The 18,504-nt window shown below is 65.1% G+C and carries 20 protein-coding genes; 10 read left to right on the forward strand and 10 right to left on the reverse strand.

All coding sequences use genetic code 11. From position 1 onward, the window contains the following. Nucleotides 1–383: 383 nt before the first annotated feature. The 5 genes from QDT69_RS09960 to QDT69_RS09980 all read right to left on the reverse strand — a co-directional run bounded on the left by QDT69_RS09960 (nucleotide 384) and on the right by QDT69_RS09980 (nucleotide 3,652). Complete coding sequence (locus QDT69_RS09960; RefSeq protein ID WP_279706407.1) at nucleotides 384–593, reverse strand: hypothetical protein; 210 nt, start codon at nucleotides 591–593, stop codon at nucleotides 384–386. A gap of 742 nt (nucleotides 594–1,335) precedes the next feature. Then, the gene (locus QDT69_RS09965) at nucleotides 1,336–1,557 is read right to left on the reverse strand and encodes a hypothetical protein (protein ID WP_050422593.1); all 222 of its coding nucleotides are present in this window, start codon (nucleotides 1,555–1,557) and stop codon (nucleotides 1,336–1,338) included. A gap of 20 nt (nucleotides 1,558–1,577) precedes the next feature. Beyond that, nucleotides 1,578–1,808: a hypothetical protein gene (locus QDT69_RS09970; RefSeq protein WP_279706408.1), complete on the reverse strand. Its 231-nt coding sequence runs from the start codon at nucleotides 1,806–1,808 to the stop codon at nucleotides 1,578–1,580. 201 nt (nucleotides 1,809–2,009) lie between these two features. Continuing rightward, nucleotides 2,010–2,528, reverse strand: coding sequence for a MarR family winged helix-turn-helix transcriptional regulator (locus QDT69_RS09975; RefSeq protein ID WP_028333857.1), 519 nt, complete (start codon nucleotides 2,526–2,528; stop codon nucleotides 2,010–2,012). A gap of 662 nt (nucleotides 2,529–3,190) precedes the next feature. Beyond that, nucleotides 3,191–3,652, reverse strand: coding sequence for a DUF6163 family protein (locus QDT69_RS09980; RefSeq protein ID WP_050422596.1), 462 nt, complete (start codon nucleotides 3,650–3,652; stop codon nucleotides 3,191–3,193). Nucleotides 3,653–3,848: 196 nt separating this feature from the next. Between QDT69_RS09980 and hemB the strand changes: the two genes are divergently transcribed. Further along, the gene (gene hemB, locus QDT69_RS09985; RefSeq protein WP_279706410.1) at nucleotides 3,849–4,913 is read left to right on the forward strand and encodes a porphobilinogen synthase; all 1,065 of its coding nucleotides are present in this window, start codon (nucleotides 3,849–3,851) and stop codon (nucleotides 4,911–4,913) included. 1 nt (nucleotide 4,914) lies between these two features. Here hemB and QDT69_RS09990 read toward each other — a convergent pair whose 3' ends face one another. Next, nucleotides 4,915–5,556, reverse strand: coding sequence for a DUF6151 family protein (locus tag QDT69_RS09990; protein WP_279706411.1), 642 nt, complete (start codon nucleotides 5,554–5,556; stop codon nucleotides 4,915–4,917). A gap of 224 nt (nucleotides 5,557–5,780) precedes the next feature. On the opposite strand from QDT69_RS09990, the gene QDT69_RS09995 reads away from it, so the two are divergent. From QDT69_RS09995 to QDT69_RS10005, 3 genes are all read left to right on the forward strand, one after another. Continuing rightward, complete coding sequence (locus QDT69_RS09995) at nucleotides 5,781–6,338, forward strand: RDD family protein (RefSeq protein WP_279706412.1); 558 nt, start codon at nucleotides 5,781–5,783, stop codon at nucleotides 6,336–6,338. Between the two features lie 86 nt (nucleotides 6,339–6,424). Next, nucleotides 6,425–7,201, forward strand: coding sequence for an arginyltransferase (locus QDT69_RS10000; RefSeq protein ID WP_279706413.1), 777 nt, complete (start codon nucleotides 6,425–6,427; stop codon nucleotides 7,199–7,201). A gap of 4 nt (nucleotides 7,202–7,205) precedes the next feature. Further along, nucleotides 7,206–7,703 carry a hypothetical protein gene (locus tag QDT69_RS10005; RefSeq protein ID WP_279706414.1) on the forward strand — a complete coding sequence of 166 codons (498 nt, stop codon included), beginning with the start codon at nucleotides 7,206–7,208 and terminating at the stop codon, nucleotides 7,701–7,703. A 25-nt stretch (nucleotides 7,704–7,728) separates the two neighbouring features. Here the strand turns inward: QDT69_RS10005 and QDT69_RS10010 are convergent, their stop codons facing one another. Beyond that, nucleotides 7,729–9,099, reverse strand: coding sequence for an Nramp family divalent metal transporter (locus QDT69_RS10010; protein ID WP_279706415.1), 1,371 nt, complete (start codon nucleotides 9,097–9,099; stop codon nucleotides 7,729–7,731). A gap of 121 nt (nucleotides 9,100–9,220) precedes the next feature. Here QDT69_RS10010 and QDT69_RS10015 point away from each other — a divergent pair, with 121 nt between their 5' ends. The 4 genes from QDT69_RS10015 (at nucleotide 9,221) to QDT69_RS10030 (ending at nucleotide 14,140) form a co-directional block, all read left to right on the forward strand. Next, complete coding sequence (locus QDT69_RS10015; protein ID WP_279706416.1) at nucleotides 9,221–10,351, forward strand: PspA/IM30 family protein; 1,131 nt, start codon at nucleotides 9,221–9,223, stop codon at nucleotides 10,349–10,351. Then, on the forward strand, nucleotides 10,348–11,007 hold the full coding sequence (locus QDT69_RS10020; protein ID WP_279706417.1) for an OB-fold-containig protein: 660 nt from the start codon (nucleotides 10,348–10,350) through the stop codon (nucleotides 11,005–11,007). The genes QDT69_RS10015 and QDT69_RS10020 overlap by 4 nt, the downstream gene beginning before the upstream one ends. 3 nt (nucleotides 11,008–11,010) lie before the next feature. Beyond that, nucleotides 11,011–12,759 (forward strand): flotillin domain-containing protein, encoded by a 1,749-nt coding sequence (locus QDT69_RS10025; protein WP_279706418.1) that lies wholly within the window; start codon nucleotides 11,011–11,013, stop codon nucleotides 12,757–12,759. A 139-nt stretch (nucleotides 12,760–12,898) separates the two neighbouring features. Next, the gene (locus QDT69_RS10030) at nucleotides 12,899–14,140 is read left to right on the forward strand and encodes an MFS transporter (protein WP_279706419.1); all 1,242 of its coding nucleotides are present in this window, start codon (nucleotides 12,899–12,901) and stop codon (nucleotides 14,138–14,140) included. A gap of 135 nt (nucleotides 14,141–14,275) precedes the next feature. Here the strand turns inward: QDT69_RS10030 and QDT69_RS10035 are convergent, their stop codons facing one another. Further along, nucleotides 14,276–15,529, reverse strand: coding sequence for an adenylate/guanylate cyclase domain-containing protein (locus QDT69_RS10035; RefSeq protein ID WP_279706420.1), 1,254 nt, complete (start codon nucleotides 15,527–15,529; stop codon nucleotides 14,276–14,278). A gap of 175 nt (nucleotides 15,530–15,704) precedes the next feature. Here QDT69_RS10035 and QDT69_RS10040 point away from each other — a divergent pair, with 175 nt between their 5' ends. Further along, entirely contained in the window at nucleotides 15,705–15,896 is a 192-nt protein-coding gene (locus tag QDT69_RS10040; protein ID WP_279706421.1) for a hypothetical protein, read from the forward strand. On the opposite strand, the gene QDT69_RS10045 is transcribed toward QDT69_RS10040, so the two are convergent. Then, nucleotides 15,897–16,775: a DMT family transporter gene (locus tag QDT69_RS10045; protein WP_279706422.1), complete on the reverse strand. Its 879-nt coding sequence runs from the start codon at nucleotides 16,773–16,775 to the stop codon at nucleotides 15,897–15,899. A gap of 79 nt (nucleotides 16,776–16,854) precedes the next feature. On the opposite strand from QDT69_RS10045, the gene QDT69_RS10050 reads away from it, so the two are divergent. Next, nucleotides 16,855–17,673 carry a helix-turn-helix domain-containing protein gene (locus tag QDT69_RS10050; protein ID WP_279706423.1) on the forward strand — a complete coding sequence of 273 codons (819 nt, stop codon included), beginning with the start codon at nucleotides 16,855–16,857 and terminating at the stop codon, nucleotides 17,671–17,673. Here QDT69_RS10050 and QDT69_RS10055 read toward each other — a convergent pair. Beyond that, nucleotides 17,664–18,467 (reverse strand): N-acyl homoserine lactonase family protein, encoded by an 804-nt coding sequence (locus QDT69_RS10055; RefSeq protein WP_279706678.1) that lies wholly within the window; start codon nucleotides 18,465–18,467, stop codon nucleotides 17,664–17,666. The genes QDT69_RS10050 and QDT69_RS10055 overlap by 10 nt on opposite strands. Between the last annotated feature and the right edge of the window lie 37 nt (nucleotides 18,468–18,504).

The raw sequence follows: 18,504 nt of genomic DNA on the forward strand, positions 1-18,504 counted from the left end.
CACCGGAGCCCCGACCGCCCCAGCCGTCGTCGGTCCGGCGGCCGTACTGTCCGCCGCCGGAGCCCCAACCGCCGGAGTCCCCGCCGCCATAGCCGCCGGAGGTGGAACGGGAGCCGGATTGACCCCAGCGTCCAGCACCCTGGCCGGGCCCGCCACCGACCCTACTGGAGGTCCAGCCCCCTTCACCACCGGAACCCCAGTTGCTGGAATTCGTGCCGCCGCCCCAGCCGGTCCCGGAGGAAGGGGCGGTACCCCAATGGCCTGAGCCCCAGCCCTCCGCCTTGGCGCCGATGGGGATCAATGACACGCAGCCAGCGAGCAAGGCGGCCGCAAACCCCGTACGCAAAGTCCTGTTCATGATCATTCTCCTGTCTCAGTCTTTCCTAAAAAAATCGCGCGTTCTGCCCGGACGTCCGCAGGGTGATGTCGTCGCCGCTGCGCGCGACGATGCCGGCTGCAGCAGCGATGTCGTCGAGAGTGATCTCGTCGAACCAGCGCTCTGCGCGGAGCGCGATCGAGGCGTCGACGATCTGCGGCTCAGTATCGTGAACCCCATTGGCGCGCGCCGATTGGCGGCCATCTCGCGGAGACATCGTGTTCACCCTCAATTTCGTGTTACATTAAGTAACCCCAAATAGAACGGGTGTCAACGGGGCTCCGACGCGCGGCGTTGCAATGTTGGGCTGTGCTCGGTTGTGATGCCGGGAGAACCGCTGCTGCGACCATTTTCGTTTGGAGAGATGTATGACGTGAAGGCCGGGCAACACACTCGGTGTCGTCCCTGCGAAAGCAGGGATTAGGCAGGGACGACGCGCGGGCAGAGTTGTGTACGCACTCCGGTGTCATCGCCCGGCTCGACCGGGCGATCCAGTACGCCGCGGCCATCAGTTCAATAACGACTGTCTCTGGAATACTGGATCACCCGCATGCGCATGCGCGGGTGATGACATGGAGCAAGCTCGATGGCCGCGCAACATGCTCGCTGTCGTCCCTGCGGAAGCAGGGACCCATAACCACGGATGGTTATTGTTGCGCGATGCTGGAACGACGAGTCTCTTCCACTACATCTGCTGCGGCGTATGGGTCCCTGCTCCCGTGCGCAATTGCGCACTAGGCGCGGACGACGCGCGGGCAGAGTTGTGTACGCACTCCGGTGTCATCGCCCGGCTCGACCGGGCGATCCAGTACGCCGCGGCCTCTCGGTTCAATAACGACTGCCTCTGGAATACTGGATCACCCGCTTGCGCGGGTGATGACACCGGACAAGTTGTTTGACAGTTGAATCAGAAGCCCTACCCGTCTCATTGCGAAGCAAATGAGGTGCGGAGCGACGTTCTACAGCCCGGTATACCCGGCCTTCACATGGTCGGTGCTGCCGTCGAGCTGGCGCAGATAAGTCAGGCCGCACACCGTCAACCGATGCGTGTCGCGCTCACCCGCATCGAACAGCGTTTGCACGTACTCTGTCACCTTCGCGCGCGCCTCGTCGCTTGCAGCGGACGTGCGGTTGAGCAGCAGATCATACGTCTGCATGATCCGATCGATAGCGGCTTCCATTGAAGTCTCCGGGTTGACGCTCAGGCGACCACCAGCGTCTCGGCCTCGAACTTCGCGATCGCCTTGTTGGCGAGGCGAAGCCGGTTCAGCTCACCGCGCTGGTACAGCTTCACGATGATGCCGAGCAGGCGCTCATTGGTGGCGAAGGTGTCGGGAATGGCGCCGGATTTGCGCAGATAGTTCGAGGCGATCGCGTAGGCGTCACCGACGACCTCGACATTCAGCACCTCGATCTCGCGCTCGACCAGCATGTCCTGCTTCTCCGTTGGGAGACGGAATAAAGCGCTGGGAACGTCTTGGTTCCTCGCGAGGCCCCATTTATTTTCGCAGGTGCAACATGAAAAACGCATCGGCCGGGCATGACCGATGCGTTGGTTGAAGCAAGGTTGGACTGGAGGAGGCTGCCGGTCTTCTAGGTGGCCGGCTTGGCCATCAGGCGAAGAGAGGAAGGCTCAGAGGCGATACAGGATCTGGTCGGTCCAGAAGCGCTCGAGGCGATGCAGCGACTTGTTGAGGCTCGCGAACTCCTCGTTCGAGATACCGCCGACCTGCTCCACCGTCTTGACGTGCTTCTGATAGAGCGCATCGACGATGCGGCGCACTTCCTGGCCCTGCGGGGTCAGGCGGATGCGGACCGAGCGGCGATCGACGCGCGAGCGCTGATGATCGAGGAAGCCGAGCTCGACGAGCTTCTTCAGATTGTAGGAGACGTTGGAGCCGAGATAGTAGCCGCGGGTGCGCAGCTCGCCGGCGGTCAGTTCCTTGTCGCCGATATTGTACAGGAGGAGTGCCTGCACCGAGTTGATGTCGGCGCGGCCGCGACGGTCGAATTCATCCTTGATGACGTCGAGGAGCCGGCGATGCAGCCGCTCCACCAAAGTCAGGGCTTCGAGATAGAGCGGCTGCACCGGAGCTTGACCGGTAGCGCGATCAGCGGCATCCGCCGCCGTTGTCGCAACGGCTTTCATCATGACACTTCCCCTGTTTGTCGTTTTTATCGACTTTATTCGACGAAACTTGTGTCCCGCCTGATAGGTCCAACGTAAGGGGGCCGTTTGAATATCCGCTTAAATAAGAGAATAAAGAGATCATGAATTTAAGACAGTGAATCGTGGATTAAGCCCATGGATCAAAGGCTTTTCGCAACTTTTCATTGACGGTGGCAGACCCTTTGTTCACGCTTCGTCTGCCCCTCCTGTCACATTCGGAAACAGCACCGTCTGAATTCGAAACGACGGCGTAACGAGTGTGAGGGAACCCTTTACGGTGACCGATCGGTTACCGGAAAATTCTTTGAAAATTTTATCGGAGTGCATCGCGGCGGAACACGCGCGATACGCAAGCCGCCAACATCGGGTACGGGGTGAGACCGGCTCCGCCGTCGGCCCGCGCAAAGCCGGCCGGCACACGCACCGAGATCCGGTGAAATGGATCCCGACGGCAGGTCCCGTGGAGATGCTCCGAAAAACGGGGCGCCTCGAAAGGGATGCGATCTGTCGGCATCCACCTAGCAGAACCAGCGAAGCTGTCTTCTCGTTGCGCGCACGACTGCCGGATATCGACAGCCGCCGTCAGCAATTCATCGCGCTGTCGCGGCAGGGCAACAGTGCATCGGGCCGTCCCTGCACGCGGCCTATGGCGGGCGTTCGCGCGCCGACATCCAGGCCAGCGCGAGATAGGCGGCAAGCATCACGGCCTCGAGCCCGACCACGGTGAGGCTGCCGCCATAGATGCCCGGAAACATCAGCTCGATGACCGCCATCGACACCACGGTGGTCAACCACACCACGGCGCCCCAGGGCGTTGCAAGCCAGAGCCCGACCGCGGCGACGAGCTCGATGACCGCGAAATAGATCGTGGCGGTCTGCCAGGCCATCGACTGGTTCTCGAAGGCCTCCTCCTCGCCGCCGACGAAGCCGGTCACCTGGGCCCAGTGATAAAGACCCTTGGCGACCGAGACGACGGCCATGATGCGCAGGAAGATGACAAGGCGCCGCGTCCACGCATTGTCGTCCGGCTCGATCCGGTCGGACGAGATCGCGCTGACCGAGATGGCGTTGTCCCGCGCCTGATCGCGTGCAGAGGTGTCAGACATCCGAATCGCCGCATGACGGCTGCAAAATGGGGTTCATGGCGCAGTCTTGGCCCGCCGGGGACGCAAAATCAATTGCCGTTGCGGCAAATCAAGGGCGCTTCGGGCGCAAGGGCGGCGCAATGACGGCGCCCCTGTGAGGTGCTAGAACCGGACCTATATCAGGTCCAAACCAGCCGTCCGTCGAGGAGAACAAGACATGGCGATCAAATTCGGGCGCCCGATCGAATTGCGCGACACACCGCGGCGCCAGACCGATGCCCTCGCCGCCCCCTCGCTCGACCTTGCGATCCGGATGCGCCGCAACCGAAAGTCCGAATGGGCCCGCCGCCTGGTGCGTGAGAACGTGCTGACGACAGACGACCTGATCTGGCCGATGTTCGTGGTCGACGGTCACAACACCCGCACGCCGGTGGCCTCGATGCCCGGCGTCGACCGGCTCACCGTCGACCAGATCGTCCGCGACGCCGAGCGTGCCGCAAAACTCAACATCCCCTGCATCGCGCTGTTTCCCTTCACGGAGCCGGCGCTGCGCGACGAGCAAGGCTCGGAGGCGCTCAATCCCGACAATCTGGTTTGCCAGGCGGTGCGCGCCATCAAGAAGGAGTTTCCCGATATCGGCGTGCTCTGCGACGTCGCGCTCGATCCCTTCACCAGCCACGGCCATGACGGGCTGATCGAGGATGGCAAGATCCTCAACGACGAGACCGTCGCGGTGCTGGTGAAGCAGGCGCTGACCCAGGCCGAGGCCGGCTGCGACGTGATCGCACCGTCGGATATGATGGACGGCCGCATCGGTGCGATCCGCGAGGCGCTCGATGACAACGGCTTCGGCGACGTGCAGATCATGTCCTATGCGGCGAAATACGCCTCGGCGTTCTACGGCCCGTTCCGCGACGCGATCGGCTCGGCCAAGACGCTGACCGGCGACAAGCGCACCTATCAGATGGACAGCGCCAATTCCGACGAGGCGCTGCGCGAGGTCGAGCTCGACATCGCCGAGGGCGCCGACATGGTGATGGTCAAGCCCGGCATGCCCTATCTCGACATCGTGCGCCGCGTGAAGGACCATTTCGCGATGCCGACCTTCGTGTACCAAGTGTCCGGCGAATACGCGATGATCGCGGGTGCCGCCGCCAATGGCTGGATCGACGGCGAACGCGCGATGATGGAAAGCCTGGTCGGCTTCAAGCGCGCCGGCGCCGACGGCATCCTGACCTATTTCGCGCCGAAGGCCGCCGAGAAGATCAAGGCGGAGACTTGAGCTAGGTCCGGCCCGCGGCCGGCGTTGCCGGATGCGGGCCGCACAGCGGGCGCAGTGCATCGCGCTGCTGTTGCGTCAGCACGGTCAGCGGATAGATCGGCTCACCGGTCTCGCGCCTGAAGAACGGATGCGGCCACGCCTTTCCGCGCAGGCGCCAGCCCAGCACCTTGCCGATGGCGCGCGCGATCAGCGCCAGGTTCAATCCGGTCGAGCCCTTCGGCGCCTCGCCGACCGCGTATTTCCCTTGGATCGCGCCGATCGGCTTGCCGAACGCTTCATCGGCGCGCGGCGCGCCGCCGTCGAACGCCTGCGCGACAATTCCGACGAACGGGACCTGTGGCGTCAGCGTATTGCCGACCGGCGTGTTGCAGCACGTCGTGTGCCAGCGGAACAGCCCCTTCGGCGTCAGCCGCACGCCCGCGATCTTGTCCTGGCCCTGCACGAAACTGAGCGAGGACGGCGCGACCTGGACGATATCGGTGCCGCCATGCGCATCGAGCAGATCGGCGCGGCCGAGCTGGTGCATGAACGCCTGGCAGTCGTCGCAATAGCAGACCACGCGGTTGGCGGACTGCGGCGCGGCGTTGCTGACCGTGCCTCGCACGGCCCCGCAGCGGCAGCGCAGTTCCAGCTGTGCGCTCATTGCGTCCTCCCGTTGCAGCTCGGCGACGCAAACGTGCAGCCGTCGGCCCGCAGCGCCTCGCCTGATGCCCGACAGTAGCGGGCGGGCGGTGCGAAAGCCATCTGGGGGCGACCGGTTTGGCCGCCGAATCGCCGGAATATTTCGGCTAGTTAATGTTCGCGCAGACTTGGCAGGCGCCCGTCCTGTTCCCATGTCCTGCGCGGGAGTTTCTTCGGAGGTTGGTCGTGTCTTACGGCAGTGACGGTGGTGCTTGGCGCAACGAGGCTTGGCGCAATGACGGCGGCGTTCCCCCGCATGCGTTCGATCCGTTGATGCAGCCGGAACTGTTCCGCGGCGTGCTGACGCGGCGCGTGTTCGCGTTCCTGATCGATCTCTTCGTGCTGTCGGTGCCGGTGATCCTCGCCGTGATCTTCATTGCCGTGTTTGGCCTCGTCACGCTCGGCCTCGGCTGGGCGCTGTTCTGGCTGGTGTCGCCGGCGTCGATCGTCTGGGCCATCGTCTATTACGGCGCCTCGATCGGCGGCCAGCACTCGGCCACGATCGGCATGCGCATGATGGATCTGGAACTGCGCACCTGGTACGGCGCGCGCGGCTATTTCGTGCTCGGCGCCACCCACGCGGTGCTGTTCTGGGTCACGATCTCGTTCCTGTCGCCGCTGGTGCTGCTGGTCGGGCTCGTCAACGGCCGCCGCCGGCTGCTGCATGACATCATCCTCGGAACCGTCATTATCAACAGCTCGGTCCGGACCCAGGTATCTCCGGCCGCGCGGGCCTCCTATTAGGCTCGCCTAAACCAATTGACCGTTAGCCTCCGGGGGGCGATGCTAACTCGGCTGCCTGTACTGTTTGTGGAGCCCGACGATCAGACGTGACCCAGCACTCGCGTGATACCCCTCAGTTCTATCTGACGGCGCCCTCACCCTGCCCTTATCTGCCGGGCCGGCACGAGCGCAAGGTTTTCACGCACCTGGTCGGCGACAAAGCGGGCGATCTCAACGACTTGCTGACCCATGGCGGCTTCCGCCGCAGCCAGTCGATCGCCTACCGCCCGGCCTGCGACCAGTGCCGGGCCTGCGTCTCGGTCCGGGTCGTCGCCAACGAATTCCGCCCCTCCCGCAATTTCCGCAAGGTTCTGGCCCGCAACGCCGACGTCATCGGCGAGCAGCGCACCGCGGTGCCGACCTCGGAGCAATATTCGGTGTTCCGGGCCTATCTCGACCGCCGCCACCGCAACGGCGGCATGGCCGACATGACCGTGCTGGACTACGCGATGATGGTCGAGGACAGCCATGTCGAGACCCGGATCATCGAGTACCGCAAGCGCAACGCCGACAGCGCCATCACCGGCCGCGGCGACGAGCTGATGGCGGTGGCGCTGACCGACGTGCTCAGCGACGGGCTGTCGATGGTCTATTCCTTCTTCGAGCCCGGGCTGGAGGCCCGCTCGCTCGGCACCTTCATGATCCTCGATCACATCGCCCGCGCCCGCCGGCAGGGCCTTCCTTACGTCTATCTCGGCTACTGGATCGAAGGCTCCAAGAAGATGGACTACAAGGGCCGCTTCCTGCCGCAGCAGCGGCTCGCGCCGTCGGGCTGGCTGCGCGTCGACGCGTCAGGCGAAGGGCTGGCCGAGCCGCAGGACTGATCTGGTGAGTTTTCGGGATCGTGCCGCGCACAGCGGCGCCTTGGTCGCATCGCTCCTCGTGACGATGATGACGAGCCCCTCGGCCTTGGCCTGCGATACCGGTCAGGAGGACTACTACGGACGTTGCGTCAAGGACGAGTCCGCACCTGCCAAGCTCCTCACGTTCCTCAATGGCTACGGTCGACGCGCAAATGCGGTCGGCGACGTTGCCGATCTCTTCGCTCCCGATGTTCCCTTGTTCGACAAGCTCGAGCTGGGCCGCAAAGTCGTCCACACCTGGAAGCGTCCGAATGCTGACGTCGAATCCGAAGCCAGGATCGAGAAGGTCCTGCCGGATTTCTACTATGTCACCGTGAGCATTTATGAGGGTCCGACCTCGTGCGGCATCGAGGAATACAAGCTCAAGGGACCGAAGACCACGCTGCGAGGTTACGTGCCCAAGACCAACCCGCAAGGTGTGCCGTCGCTCTGGATGTTCCGGCACATGACCGGGCTCTGTTAGCCAGCCAGTGTCGCTGCCGGCTTCTTCAGCCGAAGATCGTGTCGTAGAGCAGCTTCACGTTCAGGATCACGATCAGGCCGGCGACGATCCACGCCGTCACCGCAACCGGCATTGAAATCGCGAACGCGCCCATCTTGCGCTTGTCGGACACGAAGCGCACCAGCGGGATCACCGCGAACGGCAGCTGCATCGACAGCACGACCTGGCTGAACACCAGGAGTTGCGCGGTGCCGCTCTCGCCATAGAGCGCCGCGACCACGATGACCGGGACGATCGCGATGCCGCGCGTCACCAGCCGCTGCAACCAGTCGGGCAGCTTGAGGTCGAGAAAGCCCTGCATCACGATCTGGCCGGCCAACGTCGCCGTCACGGTCGAGTTGAGGCCGGAGGCGAGCAGCGCCACGGCAAACAGCGTCGAGGCGATGCCGAGGCCGAGCAGCGGCGACAACAGCTCGAAGGCCTGAGCGATCTCGGCAACATCGGAATGGCCGCTCTTGTGGAAGGTCGCGGCCGCCAGCACCAGGATCGCGGCGTTGACGAACAGCGCCAGCATCAGCGCGATGGTGGAATCCGTCGTCGCCCATTTGATCGCGTCGCGCCGGCCCTCCTCGGTGCGCGGATAGGCGCGGGTCTGCACGATCGAGGAATGCAGATAGAGATTATGCGGCATCACGGTGGCGCCGATGATGCCGATCGCGATGTAGAGCATCTCCGGATTGGTGACGATCTCGCGCGACGGCATGAAGCCGCCGAGCACGCCGGCGATCGGCGGCGCGGCGGCGGCGATCTGGACCACGAAGCAGACCGCGATGACGATCAGCAGCGCAATCACGAAGGCCTCGAGGAAGCGGAAGCCGCGGTTCATCAACAGCAGCAGCAGGAACGCATCGAGCGCCGCCAGCAGCGCGCCGGCGATCAGGGGAATACCGAACAGCAGCTTCAGCGCGATCGCGGTGCCGATTACCTCGGCGAGGTCGCAGGCGATGATCGCGGCCTCGCAGGCGAGCCACAGCAGCAAGTTCACCGGCCGCGGATAGGTCGCGCGGCAGGCCTGCGCCAGGTCGCGGTCGGTGGCGATGCCGAGCCGTGCGCTGAGCGCTTGCAGCAGGATCGCCATCAAATTGGAGAGCAGGATGACCGACAGCAGCGTGTAGCCAAACTTCGATCCGCCCGCGAGATCGGTGGCCCAATTGCCGGGGTCCATGTAGCCGACCGAGACCAGATAGCCCGGGCCCGCGAAGGCCAGCAGCCTGCGCCACCACACGCCCGTGCTCGGCACCGCAACGGTCGCATTCACCTCGGGAAGGCTGCGCGCGTGTCCGGCATCGCCCCGCCAGCCGCTAGGCATGGCGTCGGGAACGGAAACGGAAGACATTTCAGGAGTTCGAGCGTCCATACGACGAGGATGGCCGATCTCTCCCGTTATTGCAACTCATTTGCAACTGCATCTAGGCTCACGAAAATGATACCAGTCGCGCTGCTTGTAAAGCACTGAGGAAGTGCTTTACGTTAGATGCATGATCAAGCTGCCTGTCGAGACGCCGACCGCAACGCTGCGCTACGCCCTCGCCCCCGACCCGTCGGGCATCGAGGCGATCGAGGCGACCTTTGCGGCCTATGACCGGATGATGGCGATCCTTGCCGAGGTCGCTCCCGTCGGCGCCAATCTCGTGTCGCTGCACGCCCAGGCCTATGAGCGGATCCGCAAGGAAACCGGCCTGCCCGCGCGCCTCGTGACGCTCGGCCTGCGCGATCGCGCCAACTACGTCGCGGGCGCCGCCGTCCGCCGGATACCGCTCGACGACAAGTTGTTTGCGATCAAGGGTCCAACTTCACTGACCATTAGCACTGTCAGCGGACGCGTCTTGGTGCCGTTCGACGTGCCGGGATATGTCTCGGGCTGGGAAAGCCCCTTCCCGGCGCATTTGATCTCGGATGGCCGCGGCTACGAAATCCACATCGCCGTCAAATCGAAATCAGCACAACCGGAGGAGAAGACCATGCTTCACGAAGGCATCCTTGCGCGCATGGGCCGGCTTCTTGCCGCCATCGCGAGCCAGACCATCGACAATGTCGAGAGCAACAACAAGGTCGCGCTGGTCAAGCAGGCGATCCGCGAGATCGACGCCGGCGCCGATGAAGCGCGCTATGCGCTCGGCAAGTCGCGCGCCGAAGAATTCCGTTTGAAGAAGCGGCGTGAAGAACTGGATACCGAAACCGCTGGGCTCAACGAGAAGATCCGTCTCGCACTTGCGGAAAATCGCGAGGATCTCGCGCGCGCCGGTGTCGCACGGCAAATCGACCTGGAGTCGCAGGTGATCGCGCTGGAACGCGCGATGGATTTCATCGAGCTCGAAATCGACGAGCAGACCAAGGCGCTGCAAGCCATGCTCGGTGCGCGCCGCGAGGCGGAGGCGCGATTGGCCGATCTCGAACAAAGTCTGATCCGCGAGGCCAAGGACGAAACCAGCCGGGGCCCATCGACGACCAATACATTGAGTGCTGAACGCGCCATGGCGGCGATCGCCCGGGTCACCGGTGTTCCCGCTTCCAGCGTGCTCGGCGACAAGGAGCTTGACGAACTCGATCGCCTGCACCGCGAAAAGGAAATCGCGGCGCGGCTTGAAAGGATCAAGTCAGAAAAATGAGTGCAGTTGGCGACATCCTGCTCGCCCCCGACGTACGGCCCTTCGCGGTCGCGGCTGCGATCATGGTGGCACTTGGCGGCATCGAGCTGCTGACCACCATGGTCGGACTTTCGATCAGCGAACTCATCGGCAAGGAGTTCGCGGTCGAGGCCGAGAGCCACAATGCTCTCAGTGGCCTGTTTCTCTGGATCAACGCCGGGCGGCTTCCCCTCCTGATCCTGATCATCCTGATACTCGGCATCTTCTCGATCGGAGGCTTTCTGCTTCAGGGGCTGGCGCATGCCATAGGCGCCGCCATCCCGGTCTCGATTGCCGCGGTGGTTGCTGCTGCCGGCAGCCTCCCCGTGATCAGAAACACCAGCCGCGGCCTCGCCCGCATCATTCCGCGCGACGAGAGCTATGCGGTCAACGACAGCGACTTTGTCGGCAAGGTCGCAACCGTGTCGGTCGGCCCGCTCGATCAGGGCCTGCCCGGCCGGGTCCGTCTCAAGGATGTCTTCGGCAACTGGCACACCGTGTCGGCGCGTGCCAGCGCAGAGTCCGGGGCATTGCCGGTCGGCGCCAGCGTGCTGCTGGTCGATCGCGATGCCAAAGGCTTCATCGCGATTGCCGCTCCCTCCGATCTCGTCGAACAACAATCTTCCAACAGGGCATAACACATGTGGGAACTTGCTATACCCGTCTTTATTGGCGTCCTTGCCATTCTCGTTATCGGTCTGCTGTTCGCAAAACTCTACAAGCGCTCGACGCGCGATGAGGCCTATGTCCGCACCGGCCTCGGCGGCCAGAAGGTGGTGCTCGACGGCGGCTCGCTGGTGCTGCCGATCTTCCACTCCACCGCTGCGGTGAACCTGAAGACGCTGCGGCTCGAGGTCGCGCGCGGCGGCCCGGACTCGCTGATCACCAAGGACCGCATGCGCGTCGACATCGGCGCCGAGTTCTACCTCCGCGTCAAACCCGATAGCTCGTCGATCGCCCTCGCCGCGCAGACGCTCGGCAACCGCACCAATGACGCAGCCGAGCTGCGCGAGCTGGTGGAAGCCAAATTCGTCGACGGCCTGCGCTCGGTCGCTGCGACCATGAACCTCGAGGAGTTGCAGGAGCAGCGCGCGACCTTCGTCAAGGCGGTGCAGGACGCGGTCGGCGCCGACATCCAGAACAACGGTCTCGAGCTGGAATCGGTCTCGCTGACCAAGCTCGACCAGAGCGACATCAAGCACTTCAACCCGAGCAACTTCTTCGACGCGCACGGCCTCACCACGCTGACCAAGATCACCAAGGAGCGCGAGCAGGAGCGCAACCAGATCGTCCGCACCACCGAGGTCAATATCGCCCAGCAGGACCTGGTGGCGCGGCAGACCACGCTGACGATCGAAAGCACCAAGCGCGAGGCCGAGCTGGCCCAGCAGCGCGACATCGCCAACAAGACCGCTGCGATGCGCGCGCAGACCGCGCAGGTCGAACAGACCGCGTTGCAGAACGAGGCCGAATACCGCATCCAGCAGGAGCTCGCGGTCGCCAACAAGCAGACCGAGGCCAACCAGGCCCGCGACACCCGCAAGATCGAGGCCGATCTCGCCGTCAAGCGCCGCAACACCGAGATGGAGCGCGACCTGCAGATCGTGGCGCAGGAAAGCGCGATCGCGGTCGCGGCCAAGAGCAAGGAGCAGTCGGAAGCCCAGACCATCGCCGAGACCGCGCGCGCGGTTGCGATCGCCGCGGAGGAAAAGGTCACCACCGCCCGCGCCACCGAAATCGCCGAGCGTGACAAGATCATCAACGTGATCGCGGCTCGCAAGGCGGCCGAGACCGATGCGATGCCGATCACGGTCATGGCCGAGGCGGAACGCCAGGCCGCCGCCAACAAGGCGGAAGCCACCAACGTGCTCGCCAAGGCCGATGCGGCCGCCGCCACCACCCGCGCTGCCGGCGTCAAGGCACTCGGCCAGGCCGAGGCCGAAGTCGCGACGATGAAGGCGGAGGCGCGCAACAAGCTCAGCGCCGAGATGATCGACTACGATCTCAACCTGGCGCGGATCAACGTGATCCCGAGCGCGCTCGCCGAGGCGGTGAAACCGATCGAGAAGATCTCCGATATCCGGATCTTCGACACCGGCAGCATGCTCGGCCGCGGCGGTACCAACGGCCATGCCAATGGCAATGGCGGTCTCGGGCTCGGCGACGGGCTCGCCGCGCAGTTGCTGTCGGTCTCGGCATTCAAGCCGATGATTGACAAGATCCTCTCGGAGGCCGGCTTCCCGGCAGGATCCGACGCCCTCACCAGCCTGACCAGCGCGCTGGCGCAGCGCAAGGCCGAGGTCGCCGCGGAGCCTGCGGTGAGCAACGATACACGGCCGGCCACCTTGGTCGGCACCATCACCGGCCAGCTCGCGCCCACGCCGCAATGATGTGAGCGCGCATTGAGATCAGCGACAAGGCCCGCCCCTCCGGCGGGCCTTTCTTTTGACGTTGTCGGGAAACGGGTGGGATCGGACGTCTTCCAACCACACACTATGGCCAGATCGAATTTTCCTTGAGGATTCTGCCATGTCTGCCGATACGCCTCGCCTGCCAAGCACCTTCAATCGCCTGGCCTGGTCCAACCTCGCCGCGCAATCGGCCGAACAGATCGCGCTCGCGGCCGCGCCCATCGTCGCCGTGCTGGTGCTCGGCGTCGGTGAAGGCCAGACCGGCCTGTTGCAGACCGCGCTGACGCTGCCCTTCATCCTGTTTGCGATTCCGGCCGGCCTGCTCGCCGACCGCGTGTCGCGGCGCTGGGTGATGGCCGGCTCCGAAGCGCTGCGCGCGGCGGCATTGGCCGCGATCCTGCTGCTGCTCTGGCTCGGCGCGATGACCTTGCCGTTGCTCGCCTTGCTCGGCTTCATCGCGGTCTGCGGGACGGTGGCCTATAGCGTCGCTGCGCCCGCTTTGGTCCCGTCGCTGGTGACGTCGCAGCAATTGCCGGCAGCGAACGCCCGCATCGAGCTCGCGCGCACCGTCGCCTTCGCCAGCGGTCCCGCGCTCGGCGGCGTGCTGGTCGGCTGGGTCGGCGCCGCGCCCGCATTCGGCTTCGCCGCGGCGCTGTCGGCGATCGCGGTGGTGCTGCTCGCCGGCCTCTATGAGCCGGCACGTGCGCCCGCCCCGCGGCGTCATCCGTTGCAGGACATCAAGGAAGGCGCGGCCTTCGTGATGCATCACGCCCTGCTGCGGCCTGTTTTCATCACCCAGTTCATCTTCAACACCGCATCCTTCCTGCTGCTCGCCGTGTTCGTGCCCTATGCCGTGCGCCATCTCGGGCTCAGCGCCACCGGTGTCGGCACGACGCTTGCGATGTACGGGGTCGGCATGGTGGTCGGCGCGCTGTTCGCAACCCGGGTGATGAAGCGGCTGGCGTTCGGCACCGTGATCGGGCTCGGCCCGGTCACCGGCCTCGTCGCCTCGCTGGTGATGGCGCTGACGACCTGGATTGCGACGCCGCTGCTCGCCGGCCTCGGCTTCTTCCTGCTCGGCGTCGGCCCGATCCTGTGGGTGATCTCGACCACCACGCTGCGCCAGTCGGTGACGCCGCCCTCGCTGCTCGGCCGCGTCTCGGCGATCAACATCATGAGCTACGGCGCCCGCCCGCTCGGCTCCGCGCTCGGCGCCATCGTCGGTGGCTTCTACGGCGCCGAAGCATGCCTGTATCTTGCCGCCGCGATCTTCGCCGCGCAGGCGCTGGTGATCCTGCTGTCGCCCGCGGTGTCGCTGACCCGGCAGCCCGACATGGTCGGCGAGCCGGCGCGCTGCTAGCGTTCGTCATTGCGAGCCAACGGGTCGCGCGAACGCGCGCCCAATGACAGGCTCCACGAAGCAATCCATTTTTCCGCATATGCGGGACGATGGATTGCTTCGTCGCTCCGCTCCTCGCAATGACGGTGAGAGAGTCTAGCTCGCCAGATAGCGCTCGTATTTCCCACCGACGACTTCGTCGGCGGCAACGGCCGGATCCAGCGTGTAAAGATCCTGCGCATGGCCGATGCCGCGCAACACGAAGCGGCCGGTGGAGACCAGATAGTTGCGGCCGGCGGCGTCGAGCCCGGCGCGGAAGGCGGTCGAGGTCAGCAAGTCGCGGTCGACCGAGGCGCACATCGAGGCGATCCGACTGACCTCGTTGACAGCAGGCCCGACCACCGTGAAGTCCAGCCGGTCCTCGCTGCCGATATTGCCGTAGAACACTTCACCGACATGAAGGCCGACATAAGCTGTCGTCGTCGGCTGTCCGTCGGCGGCGCGACGCTCGTTCAACGCATCCATGTTGCTGCGAAATTTGTGCTCGGCCCGCAGCGCCGCGCGCTTGGCACCCGCCAGGTTTTCGCCGGTGAACATCGCCAGCACGCCGTCGCCGATCAACTTCAGCACCTCGCCGCCGGCGTCATGGATCGCGTCGATCGAGGCCTGGGCATAATCGTTGAGGAACGGAATGATCTCGTCGGGGCCGATGCGCTCGCTGATCGCGGTCGAGCCGCGCACGTCGGAGTACCACAGCACGGCCTTGATCTTCTCGGTGATGCCGCGCTGCATGCGCCCGCGCAGCACCTGCTCCGCCGTCTCGCGGCCGAGATAGACCCGGCCGAGCGTGCGGGCGATCTCGACCTGCGCGGCGGATTTGATCGCGAGCCCGAGCACGGGCACCAGGTCACGCAGCGACGCCATGTGGTTCTCACCGAAACCGTCCGAATGCCGGGTGGTGTAGTAGGAATAGAAGCAGTCCATCTCGCCGATCGTGCCGGCCTCGCCGAAGCGGTGCACGAAGGCGGCAAAATGCTTGTGGCCCTTCTCGGCGAGGTCGCCGATCATCGAGAAATCGTGTGGCGCGGCGAGGTCGATCACCATCTCGTCATGGCCGTTTTCGAGCATGTGATGGAACGCCGACTGCCGCCACTTCTGGCCGGCTTCGCCGGTGCTGGTCGAGCCGTATTCGAAGATGTCGGCCTCGTTGCTCTCGCCGTCGTTCCAGCGGAAGCCGCGCCCCTCGAAGATCGGATGCAGGGTGTCGATGAAGACGATGGCCCGCGACAGCGGCATGCCGGCGGCCCGGCAGCGCTCGCAGAAGCCGCGCAGCAGGTCGTTTTCCGGCAGGCCGGTCAGACCCTGGCGGACCAGCCAATTCATGAGGCGCAAACGGGGCGTCAGTTCCATACGTTGGATTATGCCGGGCAATTGGTGCGGGAGGAAGGGCTGGTCGTCGCGTGACAGATGCGGATGCCCATGCGGCATTGCAAGGCCGCCCGGCCGCATCGTTTCACCGGGAACAGCGCCGCGGGAGCCGGCGATTCCGCTTTCCTTTGCCCCTGGCTTCGCGCACAAGGAGCGCATGGACAACACTGCCGGCCCGCAAAATCCGATCCGACGCCTCATGAAATGGGCGATCACTCCGCCGCAATCCTATGGGGTCTATCTTGGCGGCATCATCCTGGTCTACGCCCTGTCGTTCTACGCCGGCACGCTGAAGCCGAAGCACGTGCCTGGCCCGCCGGTGACCGCGCCGTCCACCCCGCACAGCTGATCAGGCCGGCTTGGCCTCCGACGTCGCGATCCAGATTCCGGCGCAGACCGCGATCAGGCCAACGACCAGACTGACCGTGATCGGCTCGCCGATCAGCTGCTTCGCCAAAAGCCCGGCTGCGATCGGGTTGACCGTCATGGTGTTGGCGACACGGGTCGGCGAGGCCCGCTCGAGCGCCAGCACCCACAGGATGAAGGCCAGCGCACCGCCGGCAATTCCGAGATAGAGCCCTGCGATCCATTGCGATGCGCCGAATTCGCGCAGCGTCGCCGGGCTGCCGGTGAACGCACCGACCGCCACCAGCACAGATGCCCCCGCCCCCATGCCGACCGCTAGGAAGCCGAGCGCGCTGGAGCGGCGGATGAATGGTCGCGACAGCACGTTGTAGAACGCCATGCAGAGCACCGCGGCGGCCATGATCAGCTCGCCGCGCCATGCGCCCGGTGGCGCCGCCGACAGCCCGGATGCGAGCGCGGCGGCGACGCCGAGCACCGCAATCGAGACCCCGGCCGATTTGCGCAGCGTCAGCGGCTCGATGCCGAGCACGGCCCCTACCACCATGGTGGACAGCGGCAATGTCGCCAGCGCCAGGCTGGCGCGCGCCGCCGTCGTGTAGGACATCGCGAGATTATAGAGCACGAAGAACACGCCGAAGAAGGCGATGCCGAGCGCCGCGACCGCCGGCCAATCCTCACGCCGCGGCCACTTCGCCCCGAGCAGGACCGCAACGGGAAGCACGCAGAGGAAACCGATCGCCCAGCGCAGGATCGCAAGCGTGATCGGGTCGGCATTGCCCGCGAGGTAACGCGTGATCGCCGCCGCCGTGCCGCCGAGGCAGCTCGAGACCAGTGCAATCGCAACGCCGATCCACTCGCCCATCCTGCTCCCCATGCGTTTCGTGCCCGCTTGTGGCATCTTGCCCGGCGAGATTGTTTCGACAACTACCTGACAGGTACTCATGTCACAGCGCGATTTTGCAGCCAGCCTGCGCTGGTGGCGGCAGCGCAAGGGCCATTCGCAGCTCGAGCTCGCCGGGCGCGCGGATATCTCGCAGCGCCATCTGAGCTTCCTCGAGCTCGGCCGCGCGGCACCGAGCCGCGACATGGTGATCCGGCTCGCCGCGGCGCTCGACGTGCCGCTGCGTCAACAGAACGCGCTATTGGTCGCGGCGGGCTTCGCACCGGTGTGGCGGCAAACCGACCTCGCAGCGCCTGAGCTCGCGCAGGTCCGTTACGCGCTGGATTTCATCCTGGCGCAGCAGGAGCCCTTTCCGGCGGTCGTGGTCGACCGGCACTGGAATCTGCTGCTTGCGAATGCCGGCGCCGCGCAGCTGGTGGAATTCCTGGTCGGGCCGCTGTCGCCCGGCACGCCGGTCAATCTCGCCGACGCACTGGTCGCGCCCGGCGTGCTGCGGCCCTATCTCACCAACTGGACCGAGGTCGCCAGCTACTTCGTGCGCAGCGTCGAAGCCGACGCCGCGAGCGACGGCACCACCGCGACGGCGGAGTTGCTCAAGCGCCTGATGGCCTATGACGGGGTCGAGGCTGCGTTGGCCACGCCGCCAGCAGGACCTGCGTCGGGACCCGTGCTGCCGATGCTGTTCCGCAAGGGCGACGTCCGCCTGCAGCTGTTCACGACCATCGCAACGCTGGGGACGCCGCAGGACGTCACGCTGCAGGAGCTGCGGATCGAGAGCTTCTTTCCGATGGACGAAGAGACCGCGCAGATTTTTCGAGGCTGGTCGAAAGCGCGCAGTCCCAAAGCGGCTCAGTCATAGAACTCCGGCGACATTTTCAGCCCGTCGCGCTGCGCCTTGTCGTGGTTGATCCAGAGCTGCGCCTTCTCTTTCGTCAGCGTGTCGGCGATCTTCTGCATCGAGGCCAGCGTCTGCTCCTTGCTGGCGTTCAGGCTCGGTACGCGCCGATTGTCCCAATTATCCTTGAAGTGAACGGCATCGCCGGTCAGCACGACCGCGCCGCTATTCGGCAGCTTCACCAGCAGCGACTGGTGGCCGGGCGTGTGGCCCGGCGTCGAGAGGATGGTGATGCTGCCGTCGCCGAACACGTCGCGGTCGCCCTCGAGCTTGGTGACGGGATGCTCGGGCTTGAAGCGCGGCCCGTTGTTGACGCCGGGCCATTCATACTCGGCCTTCTGCACATACAGCATCGCGGCCGGGAACAGCTCCACATTGCCGATGTGATCGGGATGGGTGTGCGAGACCGCCATCGCCTTGATGTCCGACGGCTTGACCCCGAGCTGGTCGAGCTGCGCGGCGAGCGTCTTCGGCCGTCGCCACGTGATCGCCTTGGGATCGGCCGGCGCAAGGCCGTTCGGCATCGCAGCGACCGCGTCGGGGATGCCGGTGTCCCACAGGAACCAGCCCTGCGCGTGCTTGATCAGGTAGCAATTGTCGACGAAGTCCATCGACTTGCCTTCGTTGACGCCGGGCGACCAGCGCGAGATGTCGCCGGCAACACCCTCACCGCAGTTGAGGATATAGAGCCGCTCGACGCCTGATTTCGCCGGCTGGGCGTCCGCCTGCGGGGTCGTGCCGACGACCCAGAGCAACATTGCAAGACTGATTGCCTTCCTCACATTGCCCTCCATC

It is taken from the genome of Bradyrhizobium sp. CER78, assembly GCF_029846235.1.
Classification (GTDB): Bacteria; Pseudomonadota; Alphaproteobacteria; order Rhizobiales; family Xanthobacteraceae; genus Bradyrhizobium.

Excerpts from the sequence above, each read along its gene's own strand:
- QDT69_RS10040 (WP_279706421.1), top strand. The coding sequence starts at position 15,705 with ATGGACAACACTGCCGGCCCGCAAAATCCGATCCGACGCCTCATGAAA.
- QDT69_RS09980 (WP_050422596.1), bottom strand. The coding sequence starts at position 3,652 with ATGTCTGACACCTCTGCACGCGATCAGGCGCGGGACAACGCCATCTCG.
- QDT69_RS10010 (WP_279706415.1), bottom strand. The coding sequence starts at position 9,099 with ATGGACGCTCGAACTCCTGAAATGTCTTCCGTTTCCGTTCCCGACGCC.
- QDT69_RS10050 (WP_279706423.1), top strand. The coding sequence starts at position 16,855 with ATGTCACAGCGCGATTTTGCAGCCAGCCTGCGCTGGTGGCGGCAGCGC.
- QDT69_RS10035 (WP_279706420.1), bottom strand. The coding sequence starts at position 15,529 with ATGGAACTGACGCCCCGTTTGCGCCTCATGAATTGGCTGGTCCGCCAG.
- QDT69_RS09975 (WP_028333857.1), bottom strand. The coding sequence starts at position 2,528 with ATGATGAAAGCCGTTGCGACAACGGCGGCGGATGCCGCTGATCGCGCT.
- QDT69_RS10055 (WP_279706678.1), bottom strand. The coding sequence starts at position 18,467 with ATGTTGCTCTGGGTCGTCGGCACGACCCCGCAGGCGGACGCCCAGCCG.
- QDT69_RS09965 (WP_050422593.1), bottom strand. The coding sequence starts at position 1,557 with ATGGAAGCCGCTATCGATCGGATCATGCAGACGTATGATCTGCTGCTC.
- QDT69_RS10045 (WP_279706422.1), bottom strand. The coding sequence starts at position 16,775 with ATGGGCGAGTGGATCGGCGTTGCGATTGCACTGGTCTCGAGCTGCCTC.
- QDT69_RS09970 (WP_279706408.1), bottom strand. The coding sequence starts at position 1,808 with ATGCTGGTCGAGCGCGAGATCGAGGTGCTGAATGTCGAGGTCGTCGGT.
- QDT69_RS10015 (WP_279706416.1), top strand. The coding sequence starts at position 9,221 with ATGATCAAGCTGCCTGTCGAGACGCCGACCGCAACGCTGCGCTACGCC.
- QDT69_RS09990 (WP_279706411.1), bottom strand. The coding sequence starts at position 5,556 with ATGAGCGCACAGCTGGAACTGCGCTGCCGCTGCGGGGCCGTGCGAGGC.
- QDT69_RS09960 (WP_279706407.1), bottom strand. The coding sequence starts at position 593 with ATGTCTCCGCGAGATGGCCGCCAATCGGCGCGCGCCAATGGGGTTCAC.
- QDT69_RS10020 (WP_279706417.1), top strand. The coding sequence starts at position 10,348 with ATGAGTGCAGTTGGCGACATCCTGCTCGCCCCCGACGTACGGCCCTTC.
- QDT69_RS10030 (WP_279706419.1), top strand. The coding sequence starts at position 12,899 with ATGTCTGCCGATACGCCTCGCCTGCCAAGCACCTTCAATCGCCTGGCC.
- QDT69_RS10025 (WP_279706418.1), top strand. The coding sequence starts at position 11,011 with ATGTGGGAACTTGCTATACCCGTCTTTATTGGCGTCCTTGCCATTCTC.
- hemB (WP_279706410.1), top strand. The coding sequence starts at position 3,849 with ATGGCGATCAAATTCGGGCGCCCGATCGAATTGCGCGACACACCGCGG.